This is a genomic window from Enterobacter sp. J49, from assembly GCF_002148625.1.
Taxonomy (GTDB): Bacteria; Pseudomonadota; Gammaproteobacteria; order Enterobacterales; family Enterobacteriaceae; genus Enterobacter; species Enterobacter ludwigii.
This window is the reverse complement of the sequence record NZ_MWPY01000030.1, coordinates 223,999-242,506: the sequence shown is the minus strand read 5'-3', so window position 1 is coordinate 242,506 and position 18,508 is coordinate 223,999. Positions and strand designations below refer to the sequence as shown.

14 protein-coding genes are annotated in these 18,508 nt (G+C 59.6%); 7 read left to right on the top strand and 7 right to left on the bottom strand.

The features are described 5' to 3' along the window. Positions 1–8: 8 nt before the first annotated feature. Positions 9–596 (bottom strand): transcriptional regulator BetI, encoded by a 588-nt coding sequence (betI, locus tag BJP35_RS10040; protein ID WP_020885037.1) that lies wholly within the window; start codon positions 594–596, stop codon positions 9–11. A 128-nt stretch (positions 597–724) separates the two neighbouring features. Here betI and betT point away from each other — a divergent pair, with 128 nt between their 5' ends. Both betT and BJP35_RS24200 read left to right on the top strand, forming a co-directional pair. Further along, positions 725–2,758, top strand: a complete 2,034-nt coding sequence (betT, locus tag BJP35_RS10030; RefSeq protein ID WP_014169058.1) for a choline BCCT transporter BetT — start codon at positions 725–727, stop codon at positions 2,756–2,758. A gap of 84 nt (positions 2,759–2,842) precedes the next feature. Beyond that, complete coding sequence (locus BJP35_RS24200; RefSeq protein ID WP_014169059.1) at positions 2,843–3,040, top strand: hypothetical protein; 198 nt, start codon at positions 2,843–2,845, stop codon at positions 3,038–3,040. A gap of 317 nt (positions 3,041–3,357) precedes the next feature. Here the strand turns inward: BJP35_RS24200 and entD are convergent, their stop codons facing one another. Together entD and BJP35_RS10015 are read right to left on the bottom strand one after the other, a co-directional pair. Continuing rightward, on the bottom strand, positions 3,358–4,044 hold the full coding sequence (entD, locus tag BJP35_RS10020; RefSeq protein WP_047743980.1) for an enterobactin synthase subunit EntD: 687 nt from the start codon (positions 4,042–4,044) through the stop codon (positions 3,358–3,360). A 120-nt stretch (positions 4,045–4,164) separates the two neighbouring features. Next, positions 4,165–6,414 carry a TonB-dependent siderophore receptor gene (locus BJP35_RS10015; protein ID WP_047357082.1) on the bottom strand — a complete coding sequence of 750 codons (2,250 nt, stop codon included), beginning with the start codon at positions 6,412–6,414 and terminating at the stop codon, positions 4,165–4,167. Between the two features lie 251 nt (positions 6,415–6,665). Here BJP35_RS10015 and fes point away from each other — a divergent pair, with 251 nt between their 5' ends. Genes fes through entF form a run of 3 tightly spaced genes read left to right on the top strand, consistent with a single transcriptional unit; the run spans position 6,666 to position 11,942 of the window. After that, entirely contained in the window at positions 6,666–7,865 is a 1,200-nt protein-coding gene (gene fes, locus BJP35_RS10010; RefSeq protein WP_047743977.1) for an enterochelin esterase, read from the top strand. Between the two features lie 10 nt (positions 7,866–7,875). Next, on the top strand, positions 7,876–8,088 hold the full coding sequence (locus BJP35_RS10005; RefSeq protein ID WP_014169063.1) for an MbtH family NRPS accessory protein: 213 nt from the start codon (positions 7,876–7,878) through the stop codon (positions 8,086–8,088). Further along, positions 8,085–11,942, top strand: a complete 3,858-nt coding sequence (entF, locus tag BJP35_RS10000) for an enterobactin non-ribosomal peptide synthetase EntF (protein ID WP_047743976.1) — start codon at positions 8,085–8,087, stop codon at positions 11,940–11,942. Before BJP35_RS10005 ends, entF begins: the two co-directional genes overlap by 4 nt. Before the next feature lie 47 nt (positions 11,943–11,989). On the opposite strand, the gene fepC is transcribed toward entF, so the two are convergent. The 3 genes from fepC to fepD are packed head-to-tail and all read right to left on the bottom strand — an operon-like array spanning position 11,990 to position 14,780. Next, positions 11,990–12,790, bottom strand: a complete 801-nt coding sequence (gene fepC, locus BJP35_RS09995; protein ID WP_047743975.1) for an iron-enterobactin ABC transporter ATP-binding protein — start codon at positions 12,788–12,790, stop codon at positions 11,990–11,992. Further along, the gene (fepG, locus tag BJP35_RS09990) at positions 12,787–13,776 is read right to left on the bottom strand and encodes an iron-enterobactin ABC transporter permease (RefSeq protein ID WP_073971006.1); all 990 of its coding nucleotides are present in this window, start codon (positions 13,774–13,776) and stop codon (positions 12,787–12,789) included. The genes fepC and fepG overlap by 4 nt, the downstream gene beginning before the upstream one ends. Beyond that, positions 13,776–14,780, bottom strand: a complete 1,005-nt coding sequence (gene fepD / locus BJP35_RS09985) for a Fe(3+)-siderophore ABC transporter permease (protein ID WP_047743971.1) — start codon at positions 14,778–14,780, stop codon at positions 13,776–13,778. Before fepD ends, fepG begins: the two co-directional genes overlap by 1 nt. Before the next feature lie 108 nt (positions 14,781–14,888). Between fepD and entS the strand changes: the two genes are divergently transcribed. Beyond that, complete coding sequence (gene entS / locus BJP35_RS09980) at positions 14,889–16,136, top strand: enterobactin transporter EntS (RefSeq protein ID WP_047743968.1); 1,248 nt, start codon at positions 14,889–14,891, stop codon at positions 16,134–16,136. A gap of 44 nt (positions 16,137–16,180) precedes the next feature. Here the strand turns inward: entS and fepB are convergent, their stop codons facing one another. Continuing rightward, positions 16,181–17,140 carry a Fe2+-enterobactin ABC transporter substrate-binding protein gene (fepB, locus tag BJP35_RS09975; protein WP_047743967.1) on the bottom strand — a complete coding sequence of 320 codons (960 nt, stop codon included), beginning with the start codon at positions 17,138–17,140 and terminating at the stop codon, positions 16,181–16,183. Between the two features lie 187 nt (positions 17,141–17,327). Here fepB and entC point away from each other — a divergent pair, with 187 nt between their 5' ends. After that, positions 17,328–18,503: an isochorismate synthase EntC gene (gene entC, locus BJP35_RS09970; RefSeq protein ID WP_014169070.1), complete on the top strand. Its 1,176-nt coding sequence runs from the start codon at positions 17,328–17,330 to the stop codon at positions 18,501–18,503. Positions 18,504–18,508: the final 5 nt, after the last annotated feature.

Below are 18,508 nucleotides of genomic sequence, written 5' to 3'. Positions count from 1 at the left end.
CTCCTCGGTTAATCGGTCGGTAAATGCTGGCTAATAAAGTGGCTGGTGAGCGACTGGGCCAGGGTTTTATCCAGCGGTTTGCCACTCAGCGCGGCGCGCAGCCACAGCCCGTCAATCAGCGCCGCGAGCCCGTAACCCGCCTCCTGCGCCTGTTCGCGCGGCAGCTCGCGGCGGAACTCATACACCAGGTTCGACAGCAGACGGCGGCTGCTCACCTGCTGCAGACGGTAGAGCATTGGCTGATGCATGCTGCTCGCCCAGAAGGCCAGCCAGGCTTTCATTGCCGCGCCGCTGATCTGGGTTTCATCAAAATTGCCGCCGACAATCGCCTGCAGACGCTGCTCTGCGCTGCCGTGCGGTAAGGCATGCAAGCGGTTCAATACCGCGTCGCGCAGCTGGCCGGTGATGTCGCGCATGGTCGCTTCCAGCAGGCCATTTTTGTCCTTGAAATAGTGACTGATGATCCCCGTGGAAACGCCCGCCCGACGGGCGATCTGCGCGATGGTCGCGTCATGCATTCCCACTTCATTTATTGCTTCCAGCGTGGCGTCGATCAGTTGCCTGCGCCGGATTGGCTGCATCCCCACTTTGGGCATTTTTGCCACTCCATTCATCAGCGTTGGTTAACCATTAAAGCGGTTTTTGATTGGACGTTCAATATAAAATGTGTCTTAATTGTTGCGGTTTTGGATTTCAATAGTTACAAAAACAGTGGGGATACTGGATGACAGATCTTTCGCAAGACAGAGAAAAGGACAAAATCAATCCGGTTGTTTTTTATACATCCGCAGGACTGATTTTGTTGTTTTCCCTGATGACGATCTTCTTTAGCGATTTTTCTGCCGAGTGGATTGGGCGCACCCTGAACTGGGTGTCGAAGACCTTCGGCTGGTACTACTTGCTGGCGGCGACGCTCTATATCGTCTTCGTCGTCTGCATCGCCTGCTCGCGCTTTGGCTCGGTAAAGCTCGGGCCGGAACAGTCAAAACCCGAGTTCAGCCTGCTGAGCTGGGCCGCGATGCTGTTTGCCGCGGGCATTGGTATTGACCTGATGTTCTTCTCCGTGGCGGAACCGGTCACGCAATATATGCAGCCACCGGAAGGGGCGGGGCAGACGATGGAGGCCGCGCGACAGGCGATGGTCTGGACATTGTTCCACTACGGCTTAACCGGCTGGTCGATGTATGCCCTGATGGGTATGGCGCTCGGATACTTTAGCTATCGTTATAATTTACCCCTCACGATCCGCTCCGCGCTCTATCCGATTTTCGGTAAAAAAATTAACGGACCGATTGGACACACCGTGGATATTGCGGCGGTGATTGGCACCATCTTTGGGATCGCCACCACGCTCGGTATCGGCGTGGTGCAGCTCAACTACGGTCTGAGCGTGCTGTTTGATATCCCGGATTCCATGGCGGCCAAAGCGGCGCTGATCGCGCTGTCGGTGATTATCGCCACCATTTCGGTTACCTCCGGCGTGGACAAGGGCATTCGCGTGCTTTCTGAGCTGAACGTCGCGCTGGCGCTGGGGCTGATCCTGTTCGTGCTGTTTATGGGCGATACGTCATTCCTGCTCAATGCGTTAGTGCTGAACGTGGGTGATTACGTGAACCGCTTTATGGGTATGACGTTGAACAGCTTCGCCTTCGATCGCCCGGTCGAGTGGATGAACAACTGGACGCTGTTCTTCTGGGCGTGGTGGGTCGCGTGGTCGCCGTTTGTTGGCCTGTTCCTGGCGCGTATTTCGCGTGGACGCACCATTCGTCAGTTTGTGATGGGCACGCTGATTATCCCGTTCACCTTTACGCTGCTGTGGCTGTCGGTGTTCGGCAACAGCGCGCTGCACGAGATCATTCACGGCAATGCGACGTTTGCGCAGGAAGCGATGGTGCATCCGGAGCGAGGGTTCTACAGCCTGCTGGCGCAGTATCCGGCGTTTACCTTTAGCGCCTCTGTTGCGACCATTACCGGCCTGCTGTTTTACGTCACCTCGGCGGATTCCGGCGCGCTGGTGCTGGGGAACTTTACCTCGAAGCTCAAGGACATTAACAGCGATGCTCCTAACTGGCTGCGCATCTTCTGGTCTGTCGCCATTGGCCTGCTGACCCTGGGCATGCTGATGACCAACGGTATTTCTGCCCTGCAGAACACCACGGTGATCATGGGTCTGCCGTTCAGTTTCGTGATCTTCTTCGTGATGGCCGGGTTGTATAAATCTCTCAAGGTGGAAGATTACCGCCGCGTCAGCGCCAGCCGCGACACCGCGCCACGCCCGATGGGTGCGCAGGACAGACTGAGCTGGAAAAAGCGGTTGTCACGTCTGATGAACTATCCGGGCACGCGCTACACCAAACAGATGATGGAAACGGTCTGCTTCCCGGCGATGGAAGAGGTGGCGCAGGAGCTGAAGCTGCGTGGTGCGTATGTTGAACTGAAAAACTTGCCGCCGGACGACGGTGAGACTCTGGGACACCTGGACCTGCTGGTGCATATGGGCGACGAACAAAACTTTGTCTACCAGATTTGGCCACAGCAGTATTCGGTGCCCGGGTTTACCTATCGCGCACGCAGTGGGAAATCAACGTATTACCGCCTTGAGACGTTCCTGCTGGAAGGGAGCCAGGGGAATGACCTGATGGATTACAGTAAGGAACAGGTGATTACGGATATACTGGATCAGTATGAGCGGCACCTGAACTTTATTCACCTCCATCGCGAGGCGCCGGGGAATAGTGTGATGTTCCCGGATGTTTGAGCACTGAATTGAAGTAAAACCGCGGGGCCAGTTCTGGCCCCGTTCTACGACTGCTTATCCTTTACGACTCAGTAGCACTGCTATTTGCCCATTCTTTTTTTATATTTATCTGCCTTATCTGTTTTTATCAGTCATTCCTCAGGCACAAATGCATTAATTCAAAAAGCGATTTACGATAATACTGCTGGTTTTTATAAGGAGATAAAAATGACGATCCCAGCTTACGTGTGGCTTAAAGGCGATGGCGGTGTTGATATTAACGGTTCTCCTGCGGAGCAATAACGGTGACCCGATGAGGACTTTCACCGGTTTTTTCCTTTTTTGCGTACAAATAGTATTTTGGTTTTTTGTTTGCGGCCTGGTATGGGCAGCCTTTTTTCCTCTGGACAACGTTCAACGTCTGGCAAACGTGTTTAGTATTTACGGCATAGAGGGTGTGCATGATTTTGCTTCGATTCTTGCTCTGTCCGTCTCGGCCATTGGTGCCACTGGGATAACAGTCATTTGCATGAGGTTTTTATTCAGTAAGACGTAACACCCTGCCTTATCTGCGCTGTACCCGCGGCAAGGATTGAAAAGACTGCAGTCTGGCGTATTGTTCAACGCCGTGATGGTGACTTGCGCGAAGCGGCGGGAAAAGGCGGAAGCAGTGTGATCTGCGTGTTGCCGTCACGCAGCCAAAACAGCGTGAAGGCATCATCTTGCGAAAACCCCGCCAGCGGGCGGGTCAGCGCCAGCGTCAGGGTGTTCTCGTCGAGCGCCGTGACGCGGGCACAATCAAAGCCCATCATCGCGTTAACCTGTGAAAACAGCGCCTTAAACAGGCTCTCTTTGGCGCTAAACGTCAGCGTCAGCGCCTGCGCAAATGGCAGGCCGGTGTGGCGCAGCAGCGTGTCCTCTGCGGGGCCAATAATCCCGTCTTTGATCTCCACCGCTTCGTCATCAGCGAGGATAATTTCCCCGTCGATACCCGTTAGCCCGTGCGGCGTTACAACGGCCAGCGCACGACTGGCCGTATGGCTGATGCTGCCCGTCATGCCGACAGGCCACAGCGGCTCGCCGCTGCTGCCGATAGCCGGTATGGCCGTAAAGCCATATTCCTGCAGGGCGTGGGCGGCGGCGAGGCGTCCGGCCAGGTGTTCAGCTTTACGTTTGGGGGCAGCGTGAGCAAGCGCGTTGTGGTGAGGAAGCCAGAGGAGGTCGGCGTCGGTAAAGGTGGTGGGATCGAAGGTAATTTGGTGGACCGTGGTTCCGGCAAGACGAAATGTGGAGTGGGTGGTGCGCATGTTTTCTCGTCCTGACGTTGAGGAATAGTGCGGCCTGATGCCTTCACCCCGATCCTCTCCTGCCGGGAGAGGGAGACATTCAGCCCCTCTCCCGGCAGGAGAGGGGAGACACAGCCTGCTTTAGAAGTGCGTGTTCACGCTCATAAACCAGGTTCGGCCCGGCTCATTATAGGTGTATGCACCCGCGCCGTACATATAGGCACCGGTTGTGGCGTTGCCGGTGGTCTGGGCATTACCCGCGCGCCACTGGCGTTTATCAAAGACGTTATCCACGCCGCCGGTCAGGCTGACGTTTTTGGTCACGTCCCAGGTCGCACTCAGGCCAACGATGCTGTACGGGCTGACTTCGTCTTTCTCAGACCCGGTCACCGGCTGGCCTTTGTAGTTGTACTTCTTCGGCTGCTGCTTGCCGTACCAGGTGAAGGTCGACTGCAGCGACACATCCTGATGTACCTGCCAGCTCAGGGTTGAGTTCAGCGTGTACTCCGGGATGATCGACAGACGGTCGCCGGTCTCCTTGTTCTTACTTTGCAGCATATAGGTGATGTTGTTGGTCCAGTTGATCGTGTCGCTGACCGGCACGTTCAGGGAGCCTTCCAGACCTTCAACCACCGCTTTAGGCACATTTTCCCACTGGTAAATATCGGTGGTCACTTTACTGGTGGAGGTCTGGCCGACTGGCGCATACCCCGCTTCAATCTTGTTGCGGTAGTCGTTACGGAACCAGGTCACGCCCGCCAGCCAGCCGTCGTGTTTCCACTCCAGACCAATCTCTTTGTTGATGCTGGTTTCGGCTTTCAGGTCGTCGTTACCCATCATGTAGCAACCCACGCCGTCGGAACTGGCGTAGCAGCCCTGGCCTTTGCTGTACAACAGATAGTTCGGGTTGGTCTGGTACAGGCTCGGTGCTTTATAGGCGCGGGCGATACCCATCTTCAGCGTAAAGTCGTCACCCAGGCCTTGCGACAGGTTCAGGGACGGGCTCCAGTTGTTACCGACGATCGTATGGTGATCGAAGCGCAGCGCCGGGGTCAGCATGGTGCTGTCCGTCAGCTCCATGTTGTTTTCGGCGAACAGGGAGAAGATCTCCGCCGAGGTATACGGGCTACGATCGTTGCTGAGACCCGGAATGGTCCCGCCCTGCTGGGTTTGCGAGAAGGAGGTCGAGTCCTTCATGCGCTGCTGGTTCCACTCGGTGCCCAGCGTCAGGTTCTGGTTGACGAGGAAATCAATCGGCAGGTTGATTTCGCTGTGCAGCATCACATCAGCCAGGTCGGTGTCGGTGAATTTATTGCTGTTGAACAATCCTTCCGTACCGCCTGCCAGGCCTTCGCCGAGACGCGAATTGCGGGTGTGCTCGTATTGCGCCCAGTTGCTGGTGGTGATGCCATTATCCCAGCCGCCGTTCCAGGTCACCGCAAAGTTCTGGCGATAGATACGGTTAGTCTCTTTACCGTAGTTTTTCTTCACCAGACCGCTGGAGCTGTTGTCGTTGTTGGTGTTCTGGGTATCACCCGCGTAGAGGTTGTTCTGGCGGCTGTAACCTGCTTCAAACTCCAGGGACTGCATGGGCGCGAAGTCCCAGCGGACCACGCCGTTAATGTCTTTGTTCTCGACCCCTTCACGGCCTGCTGGCAGGGTGTCGGCATAGGTACCGGTACGATCGGACTGGTGACCCTGGTTGATGTCCCACGCATCGGCCTGGGTTTTGTCCAGGTTACCAAACATGCGGAAGCTGAAGTCGCCGCCCAGCGGGCCGCTCAGGCTGAAGTTGGTGCGCTTAGTGGAACCCTCATCCTTATGTTCTGGAGCATTCAGATAGGTATTCCAGGAGCCATGCCACTGGTTGTCGAATTTTTTGGTGATGATGTTCACCACGCCGCCTGCCGCACCGTTACCGTAGCGAGCTGCGGCCGGGCCACGAATGACCTCAATGCGTTCAATCATCTCTGGCGGTACCCAGCCGGTGTCACCGCGGGTATCTCGCTCGCCGCGCCAGCCCAGACGGATGGAGTTGCGGCTGGTGACCGGCTTGCCGTCAATCAGGATCAGGGTGTTTTCCGGACCCATACCACGAATATCAATCTGACGGTTATTGCCGCGCTGTCCGCTGGTGGAGTTCCCGGTCAGGTTAACGCCAGGCATGGTGCGAATGATTTCGGCCACGTCACGTGCGGGCGGGTTTTTACGGATTTCATCGGCGGTGATGGTCGATACCCCTGGTGCCTGCAGGTTCTGCTCTGCGGCGGTGATCACCATGGTGTCTTCGTGCTGCGCGTCGGCGGTGTTGTCGTCTGCCAGCGCTGGCATCGCAACGCCGTAAATCCCTAAGTTGACCAGCAAGGCCAGGGAGTGAATCTTCTTATTCATTGTACGTCCTGCTTTTCGCGCCGCATCCCCGGGCTCCATTCCCGAAAGGGAGAGGAGGCGGCATGGTGTCACCCGCAGTTTGCGTAAGCAGCCCCGTCCTCGAGCGCACACAACGCGTGGCATGGTTGTTTTATGAGCGCGCTTCCCACAGCGCGGCCACTACGCTATTGCAAATGCAAATAGTTATCAATAATATTATCAATAAAATTTGTCCTGAAACAAAAAAGACTGATAAACATGAGGTTATACGGGTGACGGGGTTAAAAACGGGAAGTGAAGCCTGGTGGCAGTCGAAAAACGGACCCGAATGGACCCGCGAGAAGGGGCACTATCGCGTCACTTTCTGGTGGCGTGACCCGGCAGGAACGCAAAAAACCTCGCCGCTAAAACGCGTCTGGCTCTACATTACCGGCGTGACCGATCACCATCAAAATGCCCGTCCGCAATCCCTTGAGCGCATTCCTGATACTGACGTCTGGCAGTGGCAGGGCGCGTTCACCCCGCAATGGCGCGGCAGCTACTGTTTTATCCCCTCAGTGAACGACGATGATTTTGCCGACGCGGTCTTCCACGGCGAGCAACCCGAACGTTTGGCGCTGCGTGAAGGCTGGCGAAAGTTGCTCCCCGCGGCAATGGCCGATCCGTTAAATCCGCAAAGCTGGCGCGGCGGACGCGGGCATCCCGTCTCGGCGCTCGAAATGCCCGAGGCCCCGGTTCAGCCCGGCTGGAACACGCCCGCAACGCCCGGCAACGCGCCCGTCTGCTTTGAATGGGAAAGCGTGCGTCTGAATAACCGCCGCCGGGTGTGGGTTTTCACCACCGGTGAAGACAGCCCGGAGCGGCCGCTTGCCGTACTGCTCGACGGCCAGTTCTGGGCCGAAAGCATGCCCGTGTGGTCTCCGCTAACCGCGCTGACAAACGCGGGCAAACTGCCGCCTGCCGTCTACGTCTTAATCGATGTGATCGACATGGCGCACCGCAATCACGAGTTGCCCTGCAACCCTGATTTCTGGCGGGCGGTGCAGGAGGAACTTCTCCCGCGGGTGAACAGCCGCACTCCGTTCAGCGACCGCGCCGACCGAACGGTAGTCGCGGGTCAAAGCTTTGGCGGCCTCTCTTCACTTTATGCCGGGCTTAACTGGCCCGAGCGCTTTGGCTGCGTATTAAGCCAGTCCGGCTCCTACTGGTGGCCGCACCGTGGCGGTCAGCAGGACGGGTTGCTCATCGAACAACTTAAAGCGGGCGACCTCACCGCGCGCGGGCTGCGTATCGTTCTTGAAGCCGGGCGCAATGAGCCGCTCATCTTCCGCGCGAATCAGGCGATCTACGCCGAACTGCACCCGCAGCAACCGGTTATCTGGCGTCAGGTTGACGGCGGACACGACGCGCTTTGCTGGCGCGGTGGGCTGACGCAGGGGCTGATGACCCTCTGGCAGCCGCTTATTCACTAACGGAGTCTGTATGGAATTCAGCAACCCTTTCGATAATCCGCAGGGTCAGTTTGCGATTTTGCGTAACGACCAGGGACAGTACAGTCTGTGGCCGCAGCAGTGCCAGCTGCCGGCGGGCTGGCGCGTGGTCTGTGAAGCGCAGTCTCAGGAAGCCTGTCAGCAGTGGCTCGCCGACCACTGGCAAACCCTGCAACCGTCTTATTTTGCGGGAGAGAAAGCATGAACCGTCTTCCCCTTGTCGCCGCCCAGCCGGGTATCTGGATGGCGGAGCAGCTTTCCTCCCTGCCAAACGCCTGGAGCGTGGCACACTACACCGAGCTGAAGGGCAATATTGACGCATCGCTGCTGGCAAAAGCCATTGTTGAAGGGATGAGGCAGGCCGACACTCTGCGCATGCGTTTTGTGCAAGAGAATGGCGAGGTGTGGCAGTGGGTGGATGACGCTATGTCACTGCCTGAACCGTCCGTGGTTCGCGCCGAATCCCATGACGCGGCGATGGCCCTGATGGCGGCGGATTTAAACCAGAACCTGCGCGTGGACAGCGGTCAGCCGCTGGCGTTCCATCAGTTGATTCAGGTAGGCGAAGGGCACTGGTACTGGTATCAGCGATACCATCATCTGGTGGTGGATGGCTTCAGTTTTCCGGCGATTACCCGTCAGATCGCCGCCATTTATCGCGCATGGCAAAACGGCGAGCCCACGCCCGCGTCGCCGTTTACCCCTTTCGCCGAGGTGGTGGAGGAGTACCAGCGCTATCACGACAGCGAAGCGTATCAGCGCGACGGGGCGTTCTGGGCGGAGCAGCGTAAGCAGCTTCCTTCCCCGGTCTCGCTGTCGTCGGCACCGCTGCCGGGCCGTGCGGCGACCACCGATATTCTGCGTCTGAAGGTGACGGCTGATCGCCGCGCCTTTACCCGGCTTGCTCAGGCGGCGGGGCCGGTTCAGCGTACCGATCTGGCGCTTGCGCTGGTGGCGCTGTGGATCGGGCGTCTGACCGGACGGCTGGACTACGCCGCCGGGTTTATCTTTATGCGCCGAATGGGGTCGGCGGCCTTAACGGCAACCGGTCCGGTGCTGAACGTGCTGCCGCTGGCGGTGAACATCGCCCCGCACGAAAGCCTGCCTGCGCTGGCGCATCGTCTGGCACACCAGCTGAAAAAAATGCGTCGCCATCAGCGTTATGACGCCGAGCAGATCGTGCGTGACAGCGGACGTGCCGCGGGCGATGACGCGCTGTTTGGCCCGGTACTGAACGTCAAGGTGTTTGATTATCAGCTGGATATGGATGGCGTGGACGCCATCACCCATACGCTGGCCACTGGCCCGGTCAATGACCTTGAACTGGCGCTGTTCCCGGACGAGCAGGGCGGACTGAGTATTGAAATCCTTGCCAATAAGCAGCGCTACGATGAAGCGACGCTAACGCGCCACGTTGCACGCCTGAACGCCATGCTGATGCAGTTTGCTGCCAACCCGGATTTGCGCTGCGGCGAAGCAGAAACCGTTTCAGAGCAGGAATACCAGCAGCTGGCGCGTATCAATGATACCGGGCTGGCGCTACCGTCAACCACGCTGGCTCAGCTGGTGGCAGACCAGGCGGGCAAAACGCCGGATGCCCCCGCGCTTGCTGATGCGCACATCGAACTGAATTACCGCCAGATGCGCGAGCAGGTGGTGGCTCTTGCGACATTACTGCGGGAACGCGGCGTTAAGCCTGGCGACAGCGTGGCGGTAGCCCTGCCGCGCTCGGTGTTTCTTACCCTGGCGCTGCACGGCATCGTGGAGGCGGGCGCCGCGTGGTTGCCGCTGGATACCGGTTACCCGGACGATCGTCTGCGCATGATGCTGGAGGACGCGAAGCCGTCCCTGCTGATCGCCTCTGACGATCAGCTTTCGCGCTTTAGCGATCTGCCGGTCCCTGTATTGAGTTACAACACACTATTACCCCCTGCGGGCAGTGAACCGCTGCGGCTGGCAAAGCCGGGGCACACGGCGTACATCATCTTTACCTCAGGCTCAACGGGACGGCCAAAAGGCGTGATGGTAGGGCATACCGCCATCGTTAACCGCCTGATGTGGATGCAGGATCACTATCCGCTGGACGCGCATGACGTGGTGGCGCAGAAGACGCCGTGCAGTTTTGACGTCTCGGTCTGGGAGTTCTGGTGGCCCTTTATCGCCGGCGCGAAGCTGGTGATGGCCGAGCCGGACGCGCACCGCGATCCGCAGGCGATGCAGAACTTCTTCGCGCATTATGGCGTGACCACGACACACTTTGTGCCGTCGATGCTGGCGGCATTCGTTGCGTCGCTGACGCCGGAAAATGCCGACTGCTGTCAGACCCTGAAGCAGGTGTTCTGCAGCGGGGAAGCGCTGCCGACAGAACTGTGTCGGGAGTGGGAGCACCTTACTCATGTCCCGTTGCATAACCTTTATGGTCCAACGGAAGCGGCGGTGGACGTGAGCTGGTATCCGGCGTCGGGTCCGGAACTGGCTGCGGTGGCGGGCAACAGCGTGCCGATTGGCTTCCCGGTATGGAATACGGGGCTGCGCATTCTGGATGCGATGATGCGTCCGGTGCCGTTCGGCGTGGCCGGTGATCTCTATCTTACCGGGATCCAGCTTGCGCAGGGGTATCTCGGTCGTCCGGACCTGACCGCCAGCCGCTTCATTGCCGATCCCTTTGCACCTGGCGAGCGGATGTACCGCACCGGCGACGTGGCGCGCTGGCTGGATAACGGCGCGGTGGAATATCTGGGCCGCAGTGACGATCAGCTGAAAATTCGTGGTCAGCGTATCGAGCTCGGCGAAATCGATCGTGCGATGCTTTCGCTGCCTGACGTGGCGCAGGCCGTAGCGCACGCGTGCGTGTTTAATCAGGCGGCGGCAACCGGGGGCGATGCCCGACAGCTGGTAGGGTATGTCGTCTCCGGGTCCGGCTTGCCGCTGGACCGCGATGCGCTGCTGCACTCGCTTAAAGCTCAATTGCCGCCCCATATGGTGCCGGTGGTGCTGCTGCAAATCAGCGCGCTGCCGCTCTCTGCCAACGGAAAGCTTGACCGCAAGGCGCTTCCGTTGCCGGAATTGACCCGCAAGACGTCCGGGCGGGCGCCAGAAACAGACGCTGAAGTGGCCGTCGCGCAGGCATTTTCTGCCCTGCTCGGCTGTGACGTGAACGATATCGATGCCGATTTCTTCGCCCTCGGCGGTCATTCCCTGCTGGCGATGCGCCTGGCCGCGCAGCTCAGCCGTACGTTTGCCCGCAGGGTCACGCCGGGACAGATTATGGTGGCCTCGACGGTCAGCATGCTCAGCGCGCTGCTGGATTCATCGATGAATGACGAACAGGCACAGCGTCTGGGCTACGAGACCCTTCTGCCGCTGCGTGAAAGCAACGGTCCGACGCTGTTCTGCTTCCATCCGGCATCCGGCTTTGCCTGGCAGTTTAGCGTGCTGGCGCGCTATCTCAGCTCGCGCTGGTCAATCACCGGCATTCAGTCGCCGCGTCCGGAAGGGCCGATGCAGCAGTGCGCTACGCTGGACGAGGTGATCGAACATCATCTGCAGACTCTGCGCGGGCAACAGCCGCAGGGGCCGTATTATCTGTTCGGCTACTCGCTTGGCGGCACGCTGGCGCAGGGCATTGCGGCCCGTCTGCGCGAGCAGGGTGACGCGGTGGCGTTTCTCGGCTTGCTGGATACCTGGCCGCCGGAAACCCAGAACTGGGCAGAGAAAGAGGCCCATGGTCTCGATCCGGACGTACTGGCAGAAATTGAACGCGAGCGGCAGGCGTTTATCGCCGCGCAGCAGGGGCAAGGCTCTGGCGAGCTCTTTAACGCCATCGAAGGGAATTACGCCGATGCCGTCCGCCTGCTGACAACGGCGCACAGTTCACGGTTCGACGGTAAAGCGACGTTGTTTGTTGCCGGGCGCACGCAAACGCTGGATCCGCAGCAGGCCTGGGCGCCGTGGGTGGGGGAACTGGAGGTTTACAGCCAGGATTGTGCCCACGTGGATATCATTTCACCGCAGGCGTTTGAGACGATAGGACCGGTGCTGAAGGCGATATTGGGGTAGCGGTTTCCCCTCACTCTCACCCTCTTTTCCTGGAGAGGGTGAGGGCATCAGACTGCACGCTTGCCCAACGGCACCACCAGCGGCGTACCGGCCACGGGATCGTCGATAATCATGCAGCGCATGCCGTAGATCTGCGCGATCAGATCCGGCGTCACAATCTCTTTTGGCGCACCCTGCGCCACAATTTCGCCGTCGCGCAACGCAATCAAATGTGTGGCATAGCGGCATGCCTGATTTAAATCATGCAGCACGGTCGCCAGCGTATAGCCCTGCGTGCGGTTCAGCTCGCTCAATAACTCCAGCAGATCGATCTGATGGCTGATATCCAGCCACGTGGTAGGCTCGTCCAGCAGCATGATGGCGGTTTCCTGCGCCAGCACCATCGCAATCCACGCCCGCTGGCGCTGTCCGCCGGAGAGCGTATCCACGCTTTGCCGGGCCAGATCGGTAATGCCCGTCGCCTGCATCGCCCGCTTCACCGCCTCATCATCCTCTTTACGCCAGCGAGTAAATAGCGGCTGATGCGGATAGCGCCCGCGCGAGACCAGTTCCTGCACCGTGATATCCCCAGGCGTGGTGGCGTTTTGCGCCAGCAGGCCGATACGGCGCGCCACCTCTTTGCTGGCAAAGCGCTGGATCTGCTCGCCGTCGAGATACACGCAGCCCTCAACCGGCGTCATCAGGCGGCTGAGGGTGCGCAGCAGGGTCGATTTACCGCAGCCGTTCGGGCCGATAATCGCCGTAAAATGGCCATCCGGGATAGCCACCGTCAGGTCACGGGCAATGATTTTTTTGCCATAGCCGAGGGTTAAGTGTTCGCCGCGCAAGCGGGTTGTACTGTTTGTCATTTCTTGCGTGACTCCTGAACTAACAAGACGATGAGATAAATCCCGCCGAGACTGACGGTCACGACGCCTACCGGAAGTTGATAAGGCATAAATAACCGCTGGGCGCAGAGGTCAGCGGCCAGCAGTAACGCTGCGCCACACAGCGCCGCCTGGGTTAATCCCCAGCGCGCTGTGCCGCTGATGCGCCGGGCAATGTGCGGTGCAACCAGCGCGATAAACGAGATCGGCCCGGCGATGGCGGTGGCGGCAGCGGTCAGTAACACCGCCACCAGCATCAGCATCAGGCGCGAGCGCTCAACGCCCACACCCAGCGCGCAGGCGCTGTCATCACCCATCTCCAGCAGGCGCATCCGGCGTACCAGCAACACCGCGCCAAGAAACATCACCAGGATCAGCGGGGCAGCGGGCCAGGTTTTGCCCCACGTCAGGCCATTGAGTGAACCGGCATACCACAGCCCGGCAGAGAGCGCGGTGTCGAGCGAAGCCTGCAGCAATAGCCAGGTGTTGAAAGCCATTAACATGGCGCGAATGCCGATACCGATAATGATCAGGCGGAAGGTGTCGATACCGTTGCGCCAGGCCAGCGCCCAGATAATGAGCGCGGTGACTATCCCGCCGGTCATCGCGGTGAACGTGATGGCCGTCAGGTGCTGACCAAACAGCACCATCGCCACCAGCACGCCGCTCCAGGCGCCGGTGTTCAGCCCCATCACGTCCGGGCTGCCAAGCGGGTTGCGCATCAACGACTGAAAAATGGCACCGCTGACGCCGAGCGCCGCGCCCACCAGAATCGCCATCGCCACGCGCGGCAGTCGCCACTCGGTGACCACCAGGGTGACATTGCGCGGCGCACTGCCAAGCAGCGCGTTAAAAACCTGCGCGAAATCGAGCGTGACCGCGCCGCTGCGCAGGCTCCAGACCGCCAGCATCAGAATGACGACGGCCAGCAACGACACGCTGGTGACTAAACGTCGGGACGGGGCCATCATGCGCCACCTCCGCGTTTACGTCGCACGAGGAAGATCAGCACCGGTGCACCGATAAATGCGCTTACCACCGAGACGCGCAGTTCACCAGGCACCAGCAGGCGACCCACAACATCCGCGAACAGCAGCAGGGCAGGGGTAGCAAGCAGCGTGACCGGCAGCGACCAGCGGTGATCGGCACCCACCAGCCAGCGTGCCATGTGGGGCATCATCAGGCCGATAAAAGCAATGGGGCCGACTACCGCAGTTGCGCTGCCGCACAGTACGGTGATCGCGACAAGACCCGTTAGCTGCGTGCGCGCCACGCGGTTGCCGAGCGCGGTTGCGGTGTCGCTCCCGAGGCTCAGGCTGTTGAGCGCACGGCTTAAACACAGCGCGACGGCGGCGGCAATGACGACCGGGATCACCACCACTTTTAAGGTTTCCAGGGTGCGGATATCCAGCGAACCGGCCTGCCAGAAGCGCAGCTGGTCGTAAACATCCGGGTTAAGCAGGGCGATGCCGTTGGATAACCCTTCCAGCACGGCGGCGAGCGCCACGCCCGCCAGCGTCAGGCGTACCGGACTCAGCTGTCCGCCACCCTGGCTACCGGTAAACGCCACCACCAGCGACGCCGCCAGCGCGCCGCAGAAGGCCATCACCAGTTGTTCAGACGGAGAGGTAAAACCGAAGAGCGCCGCGCCAAGCACAATCGCAAAGCTGGCACCGCTGTTTACCCCAAGAATGCCGGGGTCGGCCAGCGGGTTACGGGTGAGCGTTTGCATTAAGGCACCGGCAAGACCCAGCGCACCCCCGGCCAGCAGTCCGGCAAGGGTACGGGGAAGGCGGGCATCGAGCACGATGGTGCAGTCGGCGCTCTGACAGCTGCCAGTGAGCGCATCGACAATAACGGACGCGGGCAGCGGCTTCGCGCCGACCAGCAAACTGAGTGCAATCGCAAGGATTAACAGTAGCAATAACACGGGCACGGCAATGGCGCGCACCGCGGAAGAGGAAAACGACATAGCAACATCCATGATTTGATAATGATAGTGATTATCGTTATCTATCTTATTTGGCTATGTTAGCATGTGCGCCAATGGAATTGGTAGAAATACACTCAAGGCCTTGTCATGAATCAAAAATCCTGGCTGCTCAACCTCAGCCTGCTGAAGACGCACCCCGCATACCGCGCTGTCTTTATCGCCCGTTTTATCTCCATCCTCTCCCTCGGCCTGCTTGGCGTTGCCGTGCCGGTGCAGATCCAGTCCATGACCCACTCCAGCTGGCTGGTGGGGCTTTCGGTCACCTTAACCGGTGGGGCGATGTTTATCGGCCTGATGGTGGGCGGCGTGCTGGCGGACCGGTATGAGCGTAAAAAACTGATCCTGCTGGCACGCGGCACGTGCGGCGTAGGCTTTATCGGGCTGTGTCTGAACGCCATGCTGCCGGAGCCGTCACTGATTGCCATTTACGCCCTCGGTCTGTGGGACGGTTTTTTTGCGTCACTCGGCGTCACGGCGCTGCTGGCAGCCACGCCGGCGCTGGTCGGGCGCGAAAACCTGATGCAGGCGGGGGCAATCACCATGCTGACCGTGCGCCTCGGGTCGGTAATTTCACCGATGGTCGGTGGCCTGCTGCTGGCGACCGGCAACGTGGCGTGGAACTACGGGCTGGCGGCGGCGGGCACCTTTATCACTACGCTCACGCTCCTGCGTTTGCCGCGTCTGCCGCCTCCGCCACAGCCGCGCGAACATCCGCTGACATCACTAATGGCCGCGATCCGTTTTCTGTTCAGTAATCCGTTGATAGGTGGCATTGCGCTGCTCGGCGGTTTGCTGACGATGGCCAGTGCCGTACGCGTGCTTTACCCGGCGCTGGCGGGCGTGTGGCAGATGAGCGCGTCGGAAATCGGCGTGCTGTACGCGGCTATTCCGCTCGGCGCGGCATGCGGCGCGTTGACCAGCGGTAACCTGGCGCAGAGTGCGCGTCCCGGGCTGATCATGCTGTTGGCTACCCTGGCGTCGTTTATTGCGATTGGTTTCTTCAGCCTGATGCCGGTATGGGCGCTGGGCGTAATGTGCCTGGTGATTTTTGGCTGGCTGAGCGCCATCAGTTCATTGTTGCAGTACACCCTGATTCAGACCCAGACGCCGGAAGGGATGCTGGGGCGTATCAACGGTCTGTGGACCGCGCAGAACGTGACGGGCGATGCCATTGGCGCGGCTATCCTCGGCGGGCTGGGGGCGATAATGACCCCGGTGGCTTCAGCGAGCAGCAGCGGCTTTGTCCTGGCTATGCTGGGAGGGATATTGCTGGTGGTCCTGGTTGAGCTGCGTCGGTTCAGGCAGGAGGTTGTGTTGAACGACAGTGCGGCCTGACGCGTTCACACCGGCCCTCTCACCGAGAGGGCCGGGTTAGCCTCTTACCTGAACTGTGCGTCTAAACGCTGCAGTACCCGCATTGCACTGTAATAATCCAGGCGGAACGTCTCTGTTCCCAGTGCCCAGACGCGCTTGTTCTGCACGGCTGGAAGGTGCGCCAGCAGCGGATTGGCGTAAATCGCATCCACATCTTTCTGATCTCCGGCAAACAGGAACAGCCCTTCGCCGTTCAGCCCGGTCGCCAGATTTTCCCCGCCTAACTGAATAATATCGTGACGCTGACCCTGGCTTTTGGAGGTGTGCAATCCGGCAGGCAGTTCAGCCAGCGTAAAGCCCAGCTGCTGCAATAGCTGGCCCTGAGCGGATTCCGCCGTCCACAGGTTTGCCGAGTGCGCGGCGGCGGTGTAGACGATGGCGTTCACCGGCTGCGGCGGTAATGCCATCTGCTGTTTCACCTGGGCAAGCTGCTTATCAAACGCGGCGATGCGCTCGGCGGCCTGTTTTTCCTGACCCGTGATTGTGCCGAGCTGTTTTAGCAGCGCCTGCCAGCTTTTGTCGTCGTAGTTAATAACAAGCGTCGGCGCGATAGCTGAAAGCTGGTCATACAACGCCAGCGCCGAATCCCCGCCGGTGGCGCTGATCAAAATCAGGTCCGGCATCTGGGCGGCCACCGCTTCGGCGCTCGGCTCGCCAATGTACAGACGCGCAAGCTGACGCTGTTTCGCAATATCGCCCCACTGGCGCAGGAATCCCTGCGCATCCGCCACGCGATTGTTGGGCGTGGTGGCGCCGCTGGCAATAACCGGCGCGTCAATCGCCAGCAGGGAGCCGGTCAGGGTCACGCTGGTGGAGACGATGCGCGTCGGTTTGTGCTCAAGCGTATGCACGCCGCGGCTGTCTGTCACTTGACGCGGCCAGTCGGCGGCAAGCGCTGAGGTAAGTCCTAAAACAAAAAGTCCGATGAAAAGCAGGGGATTACGGCAGACGGCAAGACATTTCACAACGTGGCATCCTGTTTCTGTTGAAGTTAATGCTTCTCATTTTCATGTCTGCGACGACGGGATGCAAGCGTTACCCGAAGAAGATGTTTGCTCTGCGGTTGACACCGAGGCGATGTGAGATTAGGTTAGCGAGCGTAAATATAAATGATAATCATTATTACTGCCTTTATCATTTTAGGAGGATGAAATGGATACGTCCCTGGCTGAGGAAGTTCAGCACACCGCCAGCACGCTGCAATCAGACAGCTTTTTCTTTATGTCGCCTTACCGCAGTTTTACCACGTCCGGCTGTTTTTCCCGCTTCTCTGAATCCGCCGTCGGGGGTGACGATCCGGCAGGACAGTTTCAGCAGAAATTAGCCCAGGCTTTCCGCAACGCAAAAGCCAGCGGCATTGCCCATCCTGTGATGGTGGGTGCCATTCCGTTTGATACCCGCAAGCCGTCGTCTCTGTTTATTCCGCAACGCTGGCAGACCTTTTCTCGCCCGGCGCGTCAGCAGTCCGCCCGCTATGTTGCCGGCTCACAGGCGCTGAAGGTGGAAAAACGCACCGAGATCCCGCCGCAGCCGGTATTTGAAGAGATGGTCGCCCGCGCGGCTGCCCTCACCGCCACGCCGCAGGTGAACAAAGTGGTGCTGTCGCGCCTGATTGATATCGTCACCGACAAACCGATTGATAGCGGTGCACTCATGGAGCGGCTGATCGCCCAGAACCCGGCCAGCTACAACTTCCACGTACCGCTGGAAGACGGTGGCGTGCTGCTCGGCGCAAGCCCGGAACTGCTGCTGCGTAAAGAAGGGGCGCATTTTAGCTCTCTGCCGCTGGCAGGCTCCGCGCGTCGTCAGCCGGATGACGTGCTGGATCGCGAGGCGGGCAACAAGCTGCTGGCGTCCGAAAAAGATCGTCACGAGCATGACCTGGTGACCCAGGCGATGAAAGCCATTCTCAAACCGCGCAGCCATCACCTCAGCATGCCGTCCTCCCCACAGTTGATCACCACTCCCACGCTCTGGCATCTGGCCACGCCGGTGGAAGGTGAGGCGCGTGAAAACGAAAACGCGCTGACGCTGGCCTGCCTGCTGCACCCGACGCCAGCCCTGAGCGGTTTCCCGCATCAGGCTGCTAAGGCGTTGATCGCCGGGCTGGAGCCGTTCGATCGCGAGCTGTTCGGCGGCATCGTCGGCTGGTGTGACAGTGAAGGCAATGGTGAATGGGTGGTCACCATCCGCTGCGCACGTCTGCAGCAGAATACCGTTCGCCTGTTTGCCGGCGCGGGCATTGTCCCGGCCTCTTCACCCGTGGGCGAGTGGCGTGAAACCGGCGTAAAACTCTCCACCATGCTCAATGTTTTCGGTTTGCATTAAGGAAC

Bases quoted from the DNA above. Each gene is read 5' to 3' on its own strand.
- betT (WP_014169058.1), top strand. From the start codon at position 725: ATGACAGATCTTTCGCAAGACAGAGAAAAGGACAAAATCAATCCGGTT.
- entC (WP_014169070.1), top strand. From the start codon at position 17,328: ATGGATACGTCCCTGGCTGAGGAAGTTCAGCACACCGCCAGCACGCTG.
- entD (WP_047743980.1), bottom strand. From the start codon at position 4,044: ATGCGCACCACCCACTCCACATTTCGTCTTGCCGGAACCACGGTCCAC.
- BJP35_RS10015 (WP_047357082.1), bottom strand. From the start codon at position 6,414: ATGAATAAGAAGATTCACTCCCTGGCCTTGCTGGTCAACTTAGGGATT.
- entS (WP_047743968.1), top strand. From the start codon at position 14,889: ATGAATCAAAAATCCTGGCTGCTCAACCTCAGCCTGCTGAAGACGCAC.
- betI (WP_020885037.1), bottom strand. From the start codon at position 596: ATGCCCAAAGTGGGGATGCAGCCAATCCGGCGCAGGCAACTGATCGAC.
- fepC (WP_047743975.1), bottom strand. From the start codon at position 12,790: ATGACAAACAGTACAACCCGCTTGCGCGGCGAACACTTAACCCTCGGC.
- fepD (WP_047743971.1), bottom strand. From the start codon at position 14,780: ATGTCGTTTTCCTCTTCCGCGGTGCGCGCCATTGCCGTGCCCGTGTTA.
- entF (WP_047743976.1), top strand. From the start codon at position 8,085: ATGAACCGTCTTCCCCTTGTCGCCGCCCAGCCGGGTATCTGGATGGCG.
- fepG (WP_073971006.1), bottom strand. From the start codon at position 13,776: ATGGCCCCGTCCCGACGTTTAGTCACCAGCGTGTCGTTGCTGGCCGTC.
- BJP35_RS10005 (WP_014169063.1), top strand. From the start codon at position 7,876: ATGGAATTCAGCAACCCTTTCGATAATCCGCAGGGTCAGTTTGCGATT.